General features: G+C 42.5%; 18 protein-coding genes and 1 riboswitch. Of the genes, 1 reads left to right on the forward strand and 17 read right to left on the reverse strand.

Annotated elements, in window-relative coordinates; genetic code table 11:
- Window positions 1–22: 22 nt before the first annotated feature.
- The 16 genes from GC096_RS12310 to GC096_RS12385 form a co-directional block, all read right to left on the reverse strand.
- Window positions 23–973, reverse strand: a complete 951-nt coding sequence (locus GC096_RS12310) for a methylenetetrahydrofolate reductase (RefSeq protein ID WP_312886253.1) — start codon at window positions 971–973, stop codon at window positions 23–25.
- 103 nt (window positions 974–1,076) lie between these two features.
- On the reverse strand, window positions 1,077–1,841 hold the full coding sequence (locus GC096_RS12315) for a sugar phosphate isomerase/epimerase family protein (RefSeq protein WP_171630524.1): 765 nt from the start codon (window positions 1,839–1,841) through the stop codon (window positions 1,077–1,079).
- 177 nt (window positions 1,842–2,018) lie between these two features.
- Window positions 2,019–2,885 (reverse strand): MBL fold metallo-hydrolase, encoded by an 867-nt coding sequence (locus GC096_RS12320; protein ID WP_171630525.1) that lies wholly within the window; start codon window positions 2,883–2,885, stop codon window positions 2,019–2,021.
- Window positions 2,886–2,914: 29 nt separating this feature from the next.
- A complete protein-coding gene (locus GC096_RS12325; RefSeq protein WP_171630526.1) occupies window positions 2,915–4,162 on the reverse strand; it encodes a DUF4153 domain-containing protein in 1,248 nt (415 codons plus the stop codon).
- Window positions 4,163–4,203: 41 nt separating this feature from the next.
- Complete coding sequence (locus GC096_RS12330) at window positions 4,204–4,419, reverse strand: helix-turn-helix domain-containing protein (protein WP_171630527.1); 216 nt, start codon at window positions 4,417–4,419, stop codon at window positions 4,204–4,206.
- 10 nt (window positions 4,420–4,429) lie between these two features.
- Window positions 4,430–4,912, reverse strand: a complete 483-nt coding sequence (locus tag GC096_RS12335; RefSeq protein WP_171630528.1) for a DUF2975 domain-containing protein — start codon at window positions 4,910–4,912, stop codon at window positions 4,430–4,432.
- A 175-nt stretch (window positions 4,913–5,087) separates the two neighbouring features.
- Entirely contained in the window at window positions 5,088–6,953 is a 1,866-nt protein-coding gene (locus GC096_RS12340) for a hypothetical protein (RefSeq protein ID WP_171630529.1), read from the reverse strand.
- 431 nt (window positions 6,954–7,384) lie between these two features.
- Window positions 7,385–8,431: a leucine-rich repeat domain-containing protein gene (locus tag GC096_RS12345; RefSeq protein WP_171630530.1), complete on the reverse strand. Its 1,047-nt coding sequence runs from the start codon at window positions 8,429–8,431 to the stop codon at window positions 7,385–7,387.
- Between the two features lie 359 nt (window positions 8,432–8,790).
- Window positions 8,791–9,996 carry a macrolide family glycosyltransferase gene (locus GC096_RS12350; protein ID WP_171630531.1) on the reverse strand — a complete coding sequence of 402 codons (1,206 nt, stop codon included), beginning with the start codon at window positions 9,994–9,996 and terminating at the stop codon, window positions 8,791–8,793.
- Window positions 9,997–10,013: 17 nt separating this feature from the next.
- Entirely contained in the window at window positions 10,014–10,799 is a 786-nt protein-coding gene (locus GC096_RS12355; protein WP_171630532.1) for a PhzF family protein, read from the reverse strand.
- A gap of 50 nt (window positions 10,800–10,849) precedes the next feature.
- Window positions 10,850–11,374 carry a DUF6886 family protein gene (locus GC096_RS12360; protein WP_171630533.1) on the reverse strand — a complete coding sequence of 175 codons (525 nt, stop codon included), beginning with the start codon at window positions 11,372–11,374 and terminating at the stop codon, window positions 10,850–10,852.
- 24 nt (window positions 11,375–11,398) lie between these two features.
- Window positions 11,399–12,241, reverse strand: a complete 843-nt coding sequence (locus GC096_RS12365; RefSeq protein ID WP_171630534.1) for a bifunctional 5,10-methylenetetrahydrofolate dehydrogenase/5,10-methenyltetrahydrofolate cyclohydrolase — start codon at window positions 12,239–12,241, stop codon at window positions 11,399–11,401.
- A gap of 56 nt (window positions 12,242–12,297) precedes the next feature.
- Window positions 12,298–12,375, reverse strand: a riboswitch (ZMP/ZTP riboswitch).
- A 56-nt stretch (window positions 12,376–12,431) separates the two neighbouring features.
- A complete protein-coding gene (locus tag GC096_RS12370; RefSeq protein ID WP_171630535.1) occupies window positions 12,432–14,066 on the reverse strand; it encodes a hypothetical protein in 1,635 nt (544 codons plus the stop codon).
- 189 nt (window positions 14,067–14,255) lie between these two features.
- A complete protein-coding gene (locus GC096_RS12375) occupies window positions 14,256–14,714 on the reverse strand; it encodes a RidA family protein (protein ID WP_171630536.1) in 459 nt (152 codons plus the stop codon).
- A gap of 44 nt (window positions 14,715–14,758) precedes the next feature.
- The gene (locus GC096_RS12380; RefSeq protein ID WP_171630537.1) at window positions 14,759–15,211 is read right to left on the reverse strand and encodes a YoqH family protein; all 453 of its coding nucleotides are present in this window, start codon (window positions 15,209–15,211) and stop codon (window positions 14,759–14,761) included.
- Between the two features lie 97 nt (window positions 15,212–15,308).
- On the reverse strand, window positions 15,309–16,589 hold the full coding sequence (locus tag GC096_RS12385) for an adenylosuccinate synthase (protein ID WP_171630538.1): 1,281 nt from the start codon (window positions 16,587–16,589) through the stop codon (window positions 15,309–15,311).
- A gap of 109 nt (window positions 16,590–16,698) precedes the next feature.
- On the opposite strand from GC096_RS12385, the gene GC096_RS12390 reads away from it, so the two are divergent.
- Window positions 16,699–17,586 carry a LysR family transcriptional regulator gene (locus GC096_RS12390; protein ID WP_171630539.1) on the forward strand — a complete coding sequence of 296 codons (888 nt, stop codon included), beginning with the start codon at window positions 16,699–16,701 and terminating at the stop codon, window positions 17,584–17,586.
- A gap of 231 nt (window positions 17,587–17,817) precedes the next feature.
- Here the strand turns inward: GC096_RS12390 and GC096_RS12395 are convergent, their stop codons facing one another.
- On the reverse strand, window positions 17,818–18,738 hold the full coding sequence (locus GC096_RS12395; RefSeq protein ID WP_246302727.1) for a DMT family transporter: 921 nt from the start codon (window positions 18,736–18,738) through the stop codon (window positions 17,818–17,820).
- Window positions 18,739–18,792 lie beyond the last annotated feature (54 nt).

An 18,792-nucleotide genomic window follows, 5' to 3' on the forward strand; every position in this document is an offset into this window, starting at 1 on the left:
TGCTCCTTCTTCTGGCGTACACTCAAAAAACAAACGATGATCTCATTTTCTTCGCCATCATAGCTTTGATCTCATGCACCAATTGAATCGAAGCTTCGATTTCAACTTTTCGCGTGGAGACACTTTCGACACTGCACCCAATCGGAATCCCTTTTTCCAGGCCAAATTCGAAAATTTCTTCAAATATTTGTAGGGAAACCGATACGGATTTATCCAAGACATCCTGCGAATACTTCAAATCATTTTCCAACCATTTCGGAATGGAGATACCAAGCCATTTCATAAATTCAAGCGTCTTCGTCGAGCCGCACGGCGCAATATTCATGAGGATCGGCACCATATCGAGCTTATTTTCTTTACAATGATAATAATAATCCGATAAGAAGTTCTTCGACGCTTCAACGTTATAGGTCGCTTGGGAAATGAAAAACCGACTGCCACTCGCTATTTTGTTGATCATTCTGAGATGTTCATCATTTTTTTTCATGTGTCTTTCAGGGATGACGACGGCCCCTAAAGTTAGTTTGTCATTCAGCTTTCTGCTTAACGCATACGCTTCTGGCAGACCCATTTGAACCTCTTGTTTACTGGAGGAAGCCCCCACAAATACGGAGAATCGCCCCTCATCAAGATCAGCTTGAATCCATTCTGCCAGCTGTTCCTCTGTGTATTTCCCCACACATCGATAAATAATTTTCGGGACATGTAAATTGCTCAAATACGTCTTACTGTAGGTAGTCGGGTCAACCGTCTGTAAATAAGGAAAAGGACGATCTTCATCGATACGATCACTTTCCTCCTGAACATCATAGAGAATTAAGCCATCTATTTGAAGTTTCTGAAGTCGCTCACACTGTTTGTGTGAAATTTCAGCCATTTTCTCTAGCGAATGTGTTTCCTTAGGAGGTGTCATACCGTAAGTTATGATACCTGGTTCTCTTCTAAGAATTTTATCTTTTAACAAATGCGTCACAACCTTATCTGCCTAATTCCCGAAAAATGAAATCATAGTTAATTACTCGGTATTATATATTTCGACCCCTCTTGGCTAAATCCTTTTCAATTCGATAGGAACACTACATGAACTTCTCTCTCATAAAAGCCAAACTTGCCGCGAATTCTTTCTCAGGATCATGAACTGTACACTCCGCTGAAATCATCCCCGCATAGCCTGATGCTTTCAATGCCGCCGCGAATTGAGCATAAGGATATTGACCTGTGCCAGGTGACAACCGCCCCGTATCCGCAAGATGAATATGCTGGAGCCAATCCTTATTTTCAATCAGGGTGGTAATCGGATCTTGCTCCTCATCCATATGGTAGAAATCTGCCAAAACTCGAATCGTCGGAAGATTCACCTGCTTGGCCAACATCACTGCCTCCGAAACCGTGTTAATGATATTGGATTCCTTACGATTCAAGGGCTCAATGGCTAGTGTAACACCTGTTCCTTCGAACTCATCTCCGATTCGTGCGAGTAGTTGAAGAAGCTGTTGCTCTGCGCGATTACGTTCCCAACCCTCAGGAAAATGACGTGCTTTTCCACTGCCGAGAACAGCCGTTTTGGCCCCGATTTTATTTAAAGCGCTTGCAGCTTTATGCACATATCGTCGGATTCTTTCCTCATCGGCTTCTGGACCGACTACTTTCAAGTCTCCTGGAAAAAATATACTGAATGCCTGTACGGGAAGCGGACTGTTCAAATACATGGGAAGCTTGACGGCGAAATCTGCCTCATCCTCTAAATTTAATGCTACGAGCGCGCATTCGATATAATCAAAGCCCAATCGCCCAAGTCTCTCCGCTTCTTGAATCCCATTGCACCATCCAAATGTGTACATGTACATTCCTCCCTAACGGCGTATAAGTTCATTTCTCCCTATTTAATATACCAAGAAATAACGACGAAGTGGATCTTTTATTTATACAAAAATATGATCTATTCTAAGAAAATCACCTTACGAAACACAAAAAAGAACTACCATAAGGCAGTCCTTTCTCCATACAATCTAAATCAATTATTTAAAATAGATAAATCGCTCTCCCGCGGACATCATATGGAACTTCTGCGCAGGGTACGTGTGGAACAAATAATCAACGAAGTAAGCCGGATTATCACGATTATTGGAAAACATATCAAAGTGGATAGGAATTAGTAGATCCGACCCAATCTCAACGCCGAAATCTGCCCCTTCACGGAAGTTCATATTGCCTACAATTCCTCTGGAAGTACGTGCATAATCGCCTCCATTAATCGGCAGAAGTGTTACATGAGGCTGAAATTTCTTGGCATGCTCAATCAACTCTGGTGTGACAACCGTGTCTCCCGTATGGAAGATTCTCACGCCGTTGATTTCAATAAAATAACCCAAATAGTACTGATTCCCATCCTGATCGGTCTCATACGCTGTGTGCGCTCCCGCAACAGGGGTAATGGTTACGCCTTCTCGAGAAATCATCTGCTCTTGCTTGGCAGCAATGATTCGGCTTGCATCCACGTCAACTTCATGCAATAAATTCACATGTGAAGCTGGTGCCACGAATGTTGTCTCTGGATGAGCCTCAGAAACACCCTTGACCGTAGTTAAATCCATATGATCATTATGGAAATGCGTGAGCAATACGATGTTTACATCTAGCTCCTGAGGCGTAAGCGGCGGAGGAATTTCCCTTTTAAATTCCGTATCAGGATTTTCCAATTCAATTGAATAACTTAGATAGGGATCAATACAAATAACTTCGTCTGAACTGCCGCCTTTAATCAACGCCCCAGCTTGACCCAAACTCCAAATGGCAACCCCATCCACAGGGACCTGCGTACGTTGAATTTCCTTCAACAGTGATTCACCAGCATTGTAAATAGGTCTTAAACGTTCTCTTCCCATGTCGGTTACACTCCATTGGTATCACTATTTTATTTGAAAATGAAAGGAAACGTAAATGCAACAAAAGCAGCCCAAATCCCATAGACTGGCAAATACTTCGTAACAGCGTCTTGGATGGCAGAGGGTCCTGTTTTGTTTCGTAAGAAAAGCAGATATGAAACCATAATCCAAATCAGATTGGCCCAAATCAATATATTGACTCCTAGAACAGCAATTCGGTTAGGCGTAATCCCATAAGAGGAAAGTCTGAACACGATGGCTGATACGGCCACGCTATCAATTATAAGTGCTAGCACAAGTAAAGCAAAGTTTATATAATCTGAAATATTCTTTTTCGCATCTGTGCCACTTTCTGTAATGGAGAAAATGGTAACGGCTAGTACACAAAGCAGTATGCCATTGAAGGAAAGCAAGAAATCCCGATCCATGAACGGATTTTTCCCAACCCCTATAACCGTTATGAGATAGACCAACAAGGTTACCAACACGAGTGGACTGAAAATCTTAGCGATATAAGGCGCGATATTTTTGGCAAGTTTAAGATTGCGAGAAACGAGATAGGTCGCCACAAGGGATAGCGCAACAGCTCCAAATAACACGACATTTTTGAAATAAAAATCAGCAATATCCATGCCCACAAATCTAAATAACTGCATAGTTAAACCTGTTAATAATACACCACTTATGGCCATTGTCGCGTAAAGTATGCCAAGTTCACCATTAAATTTCAGATAGGCTAACCGAATGCTGCCATGTTTATATTCATTTCCTGTAAAAGCTAGCCCCACTAATACCCATAGGAAGATGGGAAGATGAATATAAGATAACAGGATACTGTCATTCTGCTTGAGTGGCAGTATATTCACATAAATGACGGAGACAAGAAACAGCCCTGCAAGTGTATAAATAACATTTCGCCGTGGGGGATTGTTACACACAAAGTAAGTCGCTATAAATGGTAGCACGCCAAAAGCAAGATTGATTGGAGCTATTGTTTCTTGTTCAACAAAATGGAAAATGATCCGTGTGATGATCCCTGCCAGTATCGCCAAAATGCCCATGATAAAGAAATCCTTTTGAAACAAGGACGCCTTTTCTGTATGTACATCTTCTTTGAAGTGCAATCTCTCATTCCAAGTGGCAAGCACCTGTGAATTCGGGTTTTGTTCCCAGGCGTAGGCGAATGTTTTCCTGAATGCTTCAGGTTCTTTTCGAAACATTCGCTCAAGCTCACGGGGATTGCCCATATGTTCAATGATCAGGTTGTTACTGTCCACTAGTATCCCTCCTCCATGTATATTAACCAAACGTATTAGTCTTACGTTTCCTCGTCACTTTTGAATTCTAAGATATCCCCAGGCTGACAATCCAAAGCCTTACATATCGCTTCCAACGTAGATATTCGAATCGCTTTGGCCTTACCATTTTTCAAAATAGACAGATTAGCTAGCGTAATGCCAACCCTTTCCGAAAGTTCTGTCACGCTCATTTTCCTTTTAGCCAGCATCACATCAATATTGATTATTATCGCCATTTCATTCACCTCAGACTATGAAGTCATTTTCTGATTTAATATCGATCGCTTCTTGCAAAAGCCTTTGAAGAACAGCGGCGAAAACAGCAATTACACTGGAAGCAAATATAAAGCTCAAACCAATAACGATGAGACCAGGGGCGTCGTCTCTCTCCGCAATGAGATAAAAGAGCGGCAAGCCTAGCACATATAAGATACTGATTGTGTTTGCACAGTATTTGATATTTTTCAATGCTTTTACAGATAATTCTGAGAAGGCAACGTTCTTATCAATATAACTTAACAGCTTGAAAGCCTGATATAAGGCAAAGTAAAAGGGTATCGCCGTTGCATAGATATCAAGGTAAAAGAGATATTGCAGATAAGTCTTTCCTGGATATAACTCTACGGCATATCTCCCAAACTCCGGTACCACGAATATGCACAGTGCAAGTACAGGGAGGCCAATAAGTACGACTGCGATTTTCAAAAATAATGTTGATCCTTGTTTCACCAAAAGCACCTCTTTCATAATTATTGATTTGAATTTACCATATAATTTATCGTTTTACAATAAAACATTATTGAATTTTAGCGTTTTGTTATTGTTTTATTGCTTTTTTTAATATGGAAAAAGAGTGCCCCGCCACATACTTGGCTTTAGAGGCACTCTCGTATCCAATTATCTTCTACTCCATGACATGGATAGACAACAGCTTGCCATCTACCTTAGATTCCTTGAACGTTATCGGTACAACGCCATCAGGGAACGGTACCTCTAGATGGTAAGCACCAACCTCTTCCTCCTTGTTGTCAGATGTCTCTGTGACTTCATATCCCCCTTGCATGCCTGCCTTTGACAGCAGCTCTAGGAAATTAGGTAAGCTTGCATCTTGATATCGATGATGTAAGTTATCCGTCCACGTCTGGATATCCCATTCAGGTGCTTTCACGTCTACACCGGACTTCCGCATCGTCTCAAGCAGATTAACGACCGTACGTCCATCTCCTTCCTGCATAGCAGCAGCAAGTGCAAGGTAAGCTCGGTTAAACATTGCGGTGTCATTCAATTGGTTTTTGGCAGCCAGTAAATTGAACATGTGATCGGTTCGTTGATCTGCAGTGAACCAATAGGTGTGGAAATCCATTGGATTCACTGGACTGGTTCCTGTGATCACATATTTCCCGTCATCCGAAACCCGGAATACAGGCGAAATATCGAAGCGTGTTGGGTATTGTATAACAAATATTTGACTGCCATCTCCACTAACCATGATTTGTACGGATAATGGCTCACGCGGCTCCACGTCACCTGGCAGAATCGAAGATGAGCCTCTCAAACTAGAATAATAAACATGGCCATCCATAGTGGTCTCTTTGACTAGCCTATACATCAACTGGCTCTTGTGCATGATTGGCTTCACGTCGATTTGAGTTGAGTTCCCTTGTGCTGTACGAATATTCTCATCCATCTGCCACGTGATCTCTGCTATGCCTCGCAATTCGTCAGGCTTACGATCGCCGGTTATATCTGGAAGCTTGATTGCTATCTTGTATTCGGCTGACTGCCACAAATACGCTGTATACCTCGTCTTAGACGCATAGTACACATCGGAGAAACTTGTCAGATACGAAATACCTTCGATCTGTTTTTTACTACCGAAGTCGAACATCCTTAAGTGCTTTCCAGAAGCAGTAAATATTCCTGTAAAGAGTAATACTGGAATTAGCAGCACAACTACAACGTTGACCAAGCCGCGAGTTCGAATTTCATCAGTCGGCTGAATCGTACTCTGCTGCTCAGGGGTAATCCTAAGCTTCTCTGCTAGTATTTGCATAAGCTTATCGATCAACATAGTTCCCACACATGCGTATGCAAGCAACGGTACTGCGTATCCCCACGGTGGTGTTAGTGAACGGAACAAACTCACAAGTAGCGTGCAAATCATCGCAAGCAACGCGAGTGGCAGCATGGCACCAAAATTTCGCCTAAACGTACCCGTAGCCTTTGCCAAAGCAGTACTGAAGCTGATATTTTCGAGAACGATTAAATATGGCGTGAGTGAATAACACATTAAAACAATGATCAAGATGATGCCAATTGGAAAAAAAGCAGCTGCGAAGAAGATCATCGCCGCGCCAGTCACGAATTGAAAAATCGTCCATGCAATCATATCGCCAAAATATTTGCGCCCACTTGCGAATAGTGGGACTTTCCCCTGGTTCAACACCCATCCTTTCAGACCGCCTAGGTACATTCCTCGAATAAAACTTTGTATGCCCATTAAGCCTGCAGAGACTAGGAATGCTGCTACTCCCCAAGCTGGAGTGGCTCCCCTTAGCAGCGAATATGGAACTTTCAAATCAACAAGTGAAGGCATATACAAAGGAATCGTTGCGTTAAAACCAGCTGACTGAACAGCAGCCCCTGATGGAGTTAACGTTGTCAGCGTATACGGATAGATCGAAAATCCAAAGTAAATGCCGAAACTCACTGCCACTGTTATCGTAACTTCAACGAACAGCACCAAAACAATCAAACGGAAATAGGCCATCTTTACCTCCTTCGATAAACAGATTCCATGATGCGTGGTTAACCCTTCCATTATTTGACTCATTTGGTGATTGATTGTTTCGACTTATTGTAATTAAATCTGGGGTTCCGCTCGATAAATTTGAATTAGCTGGAAAATATCCATTTATTTTCTAGAAAATTTCTCGAATAATCGATTTAACTGTAAAACATGTAGTTAAAACTGCCACTTTTGTTGAGATCGGGTTAAATGGTTAAAATTAACTGCGTTTTTTCCTTCTATTCTGTGTTTGAAGGGGAATCCCCTAAATTTAACTGTAAAAAATCCATCTATTCGTTTGGCGTCTCCTCCATCACTCCCTCCCTCCGCTTCACAGCTTGTAACCAGCAATCTACACCTCATCACACAAAAAAAAGAAGTTGCCTCATGGCAAGCTCCTCTCTCTCCTCTTATCACTCAGTTTCCCATAACGAATCTCGAGACAAATTAATATAGGCCAATTGCTCCATTTCATTGAGAAAATCAGGCTTCAGATCCATCATACACATGGCTACGTTTAAAAATCGCAGCTTCTTCAGCTTCATTATTTCGACCGGTAACTCATGAATCGAGGTATATTGTATTGTTAACTGTTCCAGTTTCTCAAGCTCTCCAATTTCTGCTGGTAAGGCGTTCAGGCTGATTTCTTCCTTCGACTTTATCTGAAATCCCGGAGTCGGTCGATCCGAGCTTCCGCATTGTATGCAAAGTACTCTAAGGTTCTTCAACTTCGCGATGGATGCTGGAATATACGCCAAATCAGCTGTTTGGATGGTCAAACTTTCTAGCTTACTTAACTCAAATAGCTCCTCAGGCAAGTAGTAAAGATCTTGTTCAAAAATGACTAGCTCTCGCAGCTCTGTAAGCTCCCGAATTTTCTCGGGCAACTCCGTTACATGATGTCGACTAATATATAGCCTATCCGTTTTATGTTTAATGGCATCGTCTAGTAGACGATCAAAGTTCTTGTGAGCCTCTATTCTTAGAAAAAGTCCTGTCATTTGATCCATCAATCCCATTGCTTCTTCCTCAGTTACATCCATCCCATACTCATCTTCATGGACAATCGAGTACAGGTAGTCTCCGCCACCTTCTTTCAAAAAACATAAGTCTTCCGGAAGTTTAGGGAAGATCCAATCCGACAACTTATTGGCCATCTGCTTCAGCAGATTCCCGCTTTCTCCACAGCATCTATACAAATAATAAGTTCCCGCGGTATAAAAAGCATGACTGCGATATTGTTCTTTAATTTGAATAACATCTTCGATATTCTCGCCTTGGATGATGATTGTTTTCACCAAGTAAGGCTCTAACGCTACTAACACGCTTGTGTATAGCTTCTGCTCCCCATCTGCAAGATGCCATAGTCTTTCGCTAAGTACAAAACATTCCGAGTTTCGTATCGCCAAATCGATGACTTGCGCGTAGGCATCTCCTTTGGGATCTGTATGCATTCTCATTTGTTGAATCTCCATTTCAAATCGTAGTCATTATGCCAACACAATCAGGGATTGTGACTATTTGTTAATTAAACAACCGAGATATTAAAATTGTAATCGTAGGACCAATTACCACGAACCCTAACAATATGGCAACAAACTTCATTGGTGTCGACAACCCTTTTGACGTTTGCAATTGATCGATTTTTTCGTTTAATTTCTTCAATTCTTCCAGTATTTCTTTGCTTAATTCATCAGACATACTAATTGTACACACCTTCCATTTACAAATTTAAAATCCACACAGCATATTTTACCATAATCAGGAATCTATTTTTCGAAAAAAATAGACCCCCGGCTTCATGCTGAGGGTCTCCATTCTATTTAATCCCATATTCCCTTTTAAACCTAAAAATCTCATCAACAGCCTGACGATACCCACCTGATTCTCGAAAAGATTCCCTTATTTGTGCAACAGCAGTCACAAACGATGGCTCACTTAACACCTGATCCACCGCTTCCAATAGTTGCTCAGCACTCAAAATTTGCATTTGCAAAGTCACACCTGCTCCGATACTTTCGACTTGGCTAGCAATCATCGGCTGATCAGCGCTTTGTGGGATGACAAGGAGTGGAACCCCGAAGTAGAGACCTTCATGCGTACTATTCATGCCACCATGTGTGATAAATAATTTCGTGTAGGGCAGCAATTCGGTTTGTGGAACATAGGGTTTCACAGTAAAGTTAGGTGGAATTTCGCCTAAGTCAGATATTTGAACGTTGTTCCCAATGGACATGACAATGGTATGTTCCGTATTCCCCAATGCTGCTATACAAAGTTTATAGAAATCAATGGATCGGTTAAATACGGTTCCCAAAGAGATATAAATAGGTTTTTTAACTTGGATTTCTTCAAAATCATTGTTTTCTGAGCGTAATCGCATTGAGATCGATGGCCCCACGAATTGATAGGACTTGTCGAACGATTCACCATTCGGTTGAAACTCCCTAGTGGTATACACGATTGTAAGCGTTGCTGGACTACATAATACTTCATAAGGAGAATGGATCTCTACATCATATTTCCCCTTCACCATCATGGTCAGGTTTTGAAATTGATCATAAATGGGTTTAGTAATTTCAGCAGAAACGTTGCTTAAGAATTGTTCTATCTCCTGATCAATGGATTCTTTGGACTGCGCAAAAGACGTACAAGAATTAATTGCAGGAAGTTTAAGAAGTTGAGCAAGTATACGTCCACAACCGAACATGGAATCATGAATGATATAATCGAATTTCTCATCTTTGATCTGTTCAAGCACGCTTGGTATAACAATGTCTGCGGTAAGTAATAAACCGTTAATTCTCTCCAACATGTAGTTTCTACCACCTGAGATGAAGGCTTTTATAAACTTTTGGTCGTCAAATGTTCGTACGGTAGCCCCCGTCTTCTCGATTCGCTCTCTAAATGCTTCTATGCAAAAGTACACAACCTCTTCGCCACGGGAAATCAGCTCCTGCACGACTCCGATCGTTGGATTGATATGTCCCTCGGATCCACCATTTATAAATAAAATGCGCGCCATTTCTACCTCTCCTTATGCTAGATGAACAACTCGCTCTTCATAACCATTACTGCTTGGCCTGACAGTAGAACTCTGTTTTCATGTAAAATAATTTTTAGTATACCGCCTCTTGCGGATGCCTGATACGCATACAAATCTGTTTTATTTAATTTTTCGCCCCAATATGGCGCAAGACCACAATGTGAAGAACCGGTTACAGGATCCTCATCTACACCGACTGCTGGGAAAAAACATCTCGAAACAAAGTCATACTCTTTCGAGCGACTTGTCACATTGATCCCTCTTGTTTGAATCGTCCGCAACAAAGAGAAATTAGGACTTAGACGCTTAATGATGTCTTCAGACTCAACTTCAATGAAGTAATCGAATCTATTCCGTCCAACATATAGAGGATCAATTTGAAGTGCATCCACCAATTCGGAAGGATATTCACATGCGTTTACAGGTTCTGACGGAAAATTGAGTTGAATCCAAGAATCATGTTTTACTGCAGTTAATAATCCACTTTTGGTAAAGAAACTTGCTTGTTGGTTCAGTGGTATAATGCCCGTTGCCCACAACATATGCGCGCTAGCCAATGTAGCGTGTCCGCATAAATCAACCTCAGAATTAGGCGTAAACCATCTAAGGGAATACCCGTCTTGAAGAGGAAATAAAAAAGCTGTTTCTGACAAATTCATTTCTGAAGCAATTCGTTGCATTAACTCATCATCAAGAGGATCAGAAGTTAAACAAACAGCAGCCGGATTTCCATTGAATACTTGATCCGTGAAAGCATCCACAACATAGATTGTCAAAGTCAAAATAATCCCCCCATATGTTCTTACACAATTTTCATAAATCTGCTCCGAATTCAAGATGACCTCTGCTCGGCAAAGCCCATCCGACACATCGAATACTGAAAACTCGATTGCTGTATTTTATCCGATAAATCCCACAAATTTGCTAGGATCCGGACTTCGATATTCCTTTTAAAAAGCTCACCGAATAGATCATTTATTTCAAATTGACGTATGGGAACTTGTGATTGTTCACTCACATAGTAACCCGCTCCAAGATCTCGCTCATAGAAATCTGATGAATCAAATTCATAGATATATAATGTTGTATTCTTCATGATTTCAAACCATTTATGCTCAATTGCCACGACGTGTTGCATGACATTTGAAGACAAATAGTGCTTTTTATCTTCCTCTGTAGTTGCCTCATTGGCATAAAAAGTAACTCTCGGACAGTTCCGAGGCGTTAGGAAATTGGGGAAACATTTCTCATCAATCGCCCACACTAAGCCTTTGGTTGGGTCCAGATCTTTTCTTGAAGGCAGTCTAGGTTTGAAAATAGAAATAGCTTTTTCTTCACTGACGTGAAACAATTTCATTTTGCTCCCCCTTCTCGACTTCAATTACGCTAACTTTTCTGCCGCATCGACGGTATGTTTCAACAAGGTGGCTATCGTGACAGGTCCTACTCCTGCAGGAACAGGGGTAATTGCTGATGCTCTATCCTTACAGGCCTCATAATCAACATCCCCAATGTTGCCTTCGTTATACCCCGCATCCAACACGACGGCCCCTTGTTTAATCCAATTCCCTTGCACAAATTTCGGTTTCCCAACTGCCGCTACCACAATATCAGCTAACTGTACCATCTCTGATAAATTCGCCGTCTTCGAATGGCATGTCGTTACTGTCGCATTCCGATTGAGTAACATCAGGGAAACGGGTTTTCCGAGAATGGGGCTTCGCCCTATAACAACAGCGTGCTTGCCTTCCATTGAAATGCGATAATAATCCATGATAGCAAGTATCGCCGCCGGTGTACAAGAAGGGAAATCGGCAAAGCCAAAGGCATTTTGAGCAAATCCAAGCGTTGTTACGCCATCAACATCTTTCTCGATACCAATCGCTTCAAACGCAGCCCTTTCGTCAATATGATGAGGTACTGGATGTTGTAATAAAATTCCATGAACGCTTGGGTCAACATTCAGCTTCTGAATTTCAGCAATCAAATCTGCTGTCGAAGTATGCTCGGGAAGTTCAATTCGAATCGACCTGATACCAAGTCGTTTACATGCGTTTCCTTTCATTTTCACATAAGTAGCTGACGATGGATCTCCACCGACCAGAATCGTAGCCAAGCAAGGAGTGATCCCCTTCCCGGCTAATTGATCAATTCTACTTTTCAGCGCCTCTTTCATGTCTGCTGCCACTCGATTACCATCCAAGATTACGGTTTCCGCGCTCATCTTATCATCCCTCTCAAGTTAAGTTCAAACATAAAGAGGTAAGGGGATTTCCCCTTACCTCTTGCCCAGGCGTACGGCCATTATCGATATGCTCCCTCATGGTTCCCCATGCTCCGCCAGTCACACATCGTTTATTAGTTCCTCTATCATAACAATGAATGCCATTATTTTCAATTCTTTTACACGAACATCATGAAAGGGTTGCAGGTGACATAAAGAATGAATACCACATATTCGTCATGAAAACATCAAGAACTACGAAGTAAAACATCTCAAGTCCAACATTCCGTTCGGTCAAACCTTTTCTCCATAAGCGGGTCAACCAATAAGAAATTGCAGCTAACAGAACAAGTAAAATCAAGCTAACCCAAACTGATTGCAAGAAATCCGGCATTACCTGCAGCGCAATCGGTTGCCGATAATCGCCAATAAATAACGCTTTGACAACGAGATACATCGCCATAGATAGGCCAAAGTGCCGCTTCGCATGCTCGTCATAATGATATTGCCAAAATACACTGAGCACGATTAAATAAAGGCCAGGCAATAGGATCCATTTTAAGCTAATTAGTGCTGTGAGTACGCCAATCCCCCAAAACAACGGTAAATTCCCAGCAGCTTGTTGAATGTCCTCTGTATGAATCCTGTTCATTCGCTCCGCATAAGGAAGCTGATCAGTAGCATAGTAGACACGAAACGTCTCTGCGTTTACAGCATCGAGCCATATGGCTAGTGAACTCCCCTTGTTCGAAGCAAACATCGGATATACGGCAAAACCACCGAATTGGCTAATCCGCGTAGCATTCAACATTTTACCATCCTGAAAGCCAATCGTGTACACCTCTTGACTCGTTTGACGCCTATTTTTCTCATACACGGACGAAACGACAAGCGTTTTTTCACCAGTAGATGATTGCGTAAATGTAGGATGCAAAATGGTATCGGAATCGTTCCCCTTTGTAACAGGCAGATTAAGGACCTCATCCTGTATCTTATCCGGTTGATTCGCTGGGAAAGTGAGCATATGTAAGGTGCTTTTACCAGATTTGCGTGAGCTCGTTGTATACGCGGTAATAAATGTAGAACCATCTACACCTAGCGCCATATCATCCAAGCTGCTCGTTGCATAATCCACGTCCTTCAGTTTCATCTGCACAAGTGGCTTCCAGGATGTCTCTGCTAGTTTCACGTAGTGAAAGGATTCGCTGCCATCTTTACTGACGGCGTAAACAAGAGATAGGCTACTCCCAGAGGTATCCCATACACCATGAACTTGCTTCACATTCGCTATATCAAGTTTCGTCCAGCTAAGCCGGGTATTCGGATGAAATTCACCGACATACAGCGTTGAATCATTGTACGCTAGCATAACGCTATTCCCTTTGGGACCAACCACTGTTTGCACACGAAGGATCTCGTTCTCCATGAGTGTGTTCTTCGAACTCCATGAACCACTCTTCCATTCACTCTCATACAGTTTATTGCCGTCCCCGATCCAAATCATATGATCCTTATCTATCATCTTATAGTCACGGACACTGCCAACATCTGGTAAAGGACGACTCTCCGTACGATTACGTCCCTCTTCATCAATCGTGACGAATTCTAGTGTTTTCCCGGCCATATAGGTGAAACTGCTATCATCAAACATTTGTACAGATTCACCATAGGTGGCCAACTGTGGTAATTCCGTTGCGCGCCCGAATGGTTCTGGATATGGCTTCACATTTTCATTAGCTAACATGAAAGACTGAATGATGCCAATGATAACGATAACTGCTAGAAAAGGTACATAAGTAAGTAGCTTCCATCTTGCTTTTTTCAATTCTTAATACCTCCAAACTTTATTTGAAAAATAAATAGAGATGTTCATTTAATTTCCCAACGGTCAATAACTGCTTATCCCAATGATATCATTGATTCCACCATTATGCTTCACTAAATAAATTAGAGCGGCACGATCCATGATTTATCATGGGACCGCCCGCTCATTCATAGTAAGGTATTCGAATTCTCAATCCGTTATTTCAAAAATAGAATCCACAATAATCGGCAGGTTATCTCTAAGTGAAACTGCTCCGAAGACCGATCGGGCAGATTTCCCCTTTTCACCGAACACATCCAGCATCAGATCCGAACATCCATTCAGCACCAAATGATGCTCTTCAAATTCAGGAACAGCATTCACGAATCCTTGCAGTTTGACAACTTGCTTAACGTGCTCCAGAGAACCTAAGGCAGATTGCAGAACAGCAAGAATCTCGATACCAGTTAATCTAGCAAAGTGATAACCTTCTTGTGTTGTGTACGCCTGTCCCAATTTTCCTTTAGGACTGCCGGATGGACCCTTGCCAGAAACATATAGTAATCCGTTCACTTTCACAACATTCACATATTTCGCTGAGGGTTCACTTGCCTTAGGAAGCGTGATTCCAAGTGACTCTAATCTTTGTTCAATGGTATGTTCCGGCATGGTAAAATCCCCCTATATGAATCTATTCTTCGTGTACCCTTCCATTACTTACAAGCATTCATCCTATTCCTTAAAATCACTGGCCCTAATTTCCCCGTTTTGGAATTCGATAAACGAACTTCCATCGTACTATTCGTTACATCAGCCGTTATATCGTCAATCCTTCCAGCCCACGTCGGACCGCCTTCTTCAGGGGTTGGGAACAGTTTGAATCGCCAGCTGATCTCATTTGGAATAAAAGCAAACCCTTCATACCCATCATATTCTCCAGTCGCAGATAGCACTGGTAAATGATTCGCATGGATGCTAATACTTGTTCGCGGAAAACTTGGCGTTAGCTTCACTTTGTAAACGAGAGCTGCCCCCTTGGCATTCACTTGATCCGCAACGACAGATTCAAGAACGGCACTACACGGCATCAGTACTTCAGCATCACTTTGAACGGGATGAACCACGACACTCCCAACCATGCACACAACCACCATCATCTTCTTCATAAAACCCCTCCGAAACATGTTTGGTGGTTATTTTTCCCAATGTTTCGCGATTTATGAGAGAGCTACCTCGCGGCGGCTAAAAGTATACTTGCTGAAATTATCGCTGAATCACTTGCTCGCGTCTAGGCCCGACAGAAACCGTTGAAATCTTCAAACCGATGGCAGATTCGACGAATTGAATGTAGTGCTTTGCCTCATCTGGAAGGTCTTCCATCCGTTTAACCTGAGAGATATCACATTTCCAACCTGGTAATCGCGACAAAACAGGTTTAGCCTTATCCATCAACGCATTGACTGGAAACTGATCAACAATGGTACCCTCCGCCAATTCATAACCGACACAGACTGGAATTTCATCCAAGTAACCTAACACATCCAGATTTGTTAAAGCGACACTTGTCGCCCCCTGAATCATGCAGCCATACTTGGTTGCAACGACATCGAACCAGCCCATACGTCTCGGACGCTTCGTGTTTACACCATATTCACCGGCATCGCCTCCGCGACGACGTAATTCCTCGGCTTCGCTGCCCACAAGTTCGGAGACGAAGGGTCCTGCACCAACGCAGCTCGAGTAGGCTTTGACTACCGCGATGACCTCTGAGATAGATCTAGCTGGCAGCCCTGCCCCAACAGAGGCAAAACCAGCAAGCGTCGATGACGATGTTGAATACGGATAAATCCCATGATCCGGATCCCGTAAAGCACCGAGTTGACCTTCCACTACGATGAGGTCTCCATTTGCATTGGCATTTTGAAGCAGCGTTGTTGTGTCACACACATAAGGTGCTATTCGCTCAGCCTGACTCAACAGCTGTGTCAACAGTTCTTCGGCCTGGATGGCTTCACGTCCATATAGATGTTGGAGTAGCACATTTTTCGCCGTAAGCAAATGCTCGAGTCGTTCTTTCAAGCGAGATTTATGAAATAAATCAGCAACTTGAATGCCGAGTTTTGCATATTTATCCGCGTAAAATGGCGCAATCCCACGCTTCGTTGATCCATAACTTCTAGCGCCGAGCCGCTCTTCTTCAAGTTCGTCGAAAAGTCGATGTACAGACAATACAACCTGTGCCCGCTCCGAGATGAACAACTTCGGTTTAGGGACACCTCTTGCTGCAAGTTCTTCTAATTCGCCTAGCATGATATCGATATCAAGTGCCGTTCCCGGCCCTATTACATTCGTCACATGGGAATAAAACACACCTGAAGGCAGCATCCGCAACGCAAATTTACCATAGTCATTAATGATCGTATGACCTGCATTGCTCCCTCCTTGGTATCGAACAACATAAGATGATTGTGCCGCTAAGACATCCGTCATCTTCCCCTTACCTTCGTCTCCCCAATTCGCACCAACTATCGCAGTTACAGTCACATCGAACGCCTCCTACACTTGTTTTACCTGACAATGCTTATTATAATTGCCCATATGACATTAGAATAATTGATATAAGTTATACCAGATATAAAGTGAGGTAATGTGAATGGATGTTAATTTGGAGTGGTACCGTGTCTTTTATTGGACAACCCATACGGGAAGTTTATCGAAAGCGGCAGAAGTACTGCATATTACACAACCCGCGGTGAGTCATACGATTAAGCAATTGGAAGCAGCGCTCGGCGGGCAACTCTTTTTTCGTACGGCCAAAGGTGTCACGCTTACCGCTGAAGGTGAAGTATTATTTCGTTACGTCGAGCAAGCATTTCAATTCATGAAAATTGGCGAAAAAGCCATCGCAGACATGCATAGCTTACATAGCGGGGAAATCAATATTGGGGCGAGCGATACGTTGTGCAAGTATTATCTTTTGCCGTATCTAGAGGCTTTTCACGAGCAATTTCCTGGCGTGCGAATCCGCGTAACGAACCGTACAACACCTGAAACCATTGCACTTCTTAAAGAGGGTAAAATCGACTTTGGAATCGTCAGCCTTCCCGCTTCGGACAAACAAATCGACTTTCGCGAGAGTTCTGCCATTCAAGACTGCCTTGTCGGCGGAAAAAGCTATGCGCATCTAGCAGGAACTTCGTTATCGCTAGAAGATTTACACAACTATCCCTTATTATTATTGGAAAATGGAGCAAGTACACGGCGACATCTCGATGACTTCGCCACCTCTGAAGGCGTAACTCTCACACCTGAGTTCGAGCTGGGTAGCATCGATCTCCTTGTCCAGTTCGCCAAACGAGGCTTTGGCCTTGCATTCGTCATCGGCAATTATGTAGCCGAGGAACTCGCTGCTGGCGATTTAATCGAAATTCCGCTAGCTTCCCCACCCCCTGCGCGTCAAATAGGGATAGCCACACTTCGCGGAGTCCCCCTTTCGGCGGCATCGAAGTCATTTCTGGCCATGTTGCCTGCTCCGAATTGACTCACTCCAGGCAAATAAATGGATTTCATGTAGTTAATTTCATCCCTTCCTTGCGAAATTCACAAATAAATGGATTTCCTGTAGCTAATTCGCCATAATACTATCGAAATCGTCGAATATGGCAGAATTAGCTGTAGTTAATCCATCTAAAGTGCGCAATAGCCTAATTCTGCTGAAATTAACGGGAGGTTTTCCATTTATTTGATTAAGGTGGTTGTGGGCAGCTTATTTTCATAAAAGTCCTCCCCTTCGCCTCTTAATGACATCCCCTAGCTTCTGTACCGGTACACTGAATAAGATGAGAACAGCTGCAAGGCCATCCAGCCAAGTCAGCCGCTCTCCCAACAAAATCATAATAAACACAAGTGTTACAAATGGGGCAAAAAAAGTAAAACTCGCGATTAATGACGCTGACGAGTACTTCAATGCCCTGAAATATAAGAAGAATCCGAAAACGATATTACTCAGGCATAACCATAAAACACCATAAAAATCCATCGACTGAAGCAGCTTTCCATGTGAATAAACCAGCATCCCCCCAATGGACAATAGCCAGGCTATGAAGGTCATCACAAAGGTACTCGTGAGCATGTCTTTCTTGTTTTTCTTCACAAGATTCGTAAATAATCCCCAGCACACGGCTGCAAGAATGGCCAACACATCGCCTCTCAGGCTCGTAAAACTGAAATTACTGATATTGCCCTTCGTAATCAGTAGAATTGTTCCCGCAAAACCCATGAAGATGGAGAGGATTTTAAATGTATTCAACCTCTCTTTATGGATTGGAATAGCAAAGATAACGATGAAAATAGGAAATAAATAATTTAGCATGGACGCTTCAACGGCTGGAATGAGCTCTAATGATTTTAGATAGAGAAAGTCATATAAGAACGTACATACTCCGCAGGCGAGCACAAGCAGCCACTCCGAAAGCCTCCAAATCTTGAATGGTTTCCCCCACGTTTTGATAACTAAAATGACTGCAAATATGACCACACCCATGCCGTACATATAAAATAAAACCTGATAGCTATCCAATCGATTTAATACAAGCTTGCTAACTGCTGCAACTGAACCCCAGATCAACAACAAGATGGGCATGAGTACAAAAGGATTCTGGGTCGCGTTTAATTTCTTCTCATCTCTTATCAAAATTGCTTGCTCCTCAAGAATCTAAATTTTCTTTAGAAACACTAATTTTACTTG

Origin of the sequence: Paenibacillus plantarum, assembly GCF_013141695.1 — a bacterium.
Classification (GTDB): domain Bacteria; phylum Bacillota; class Bacilli; order Paenibacillales; family NBRC-103111; genus Paenibacillus_E; species Paenibacillus_E plantarum.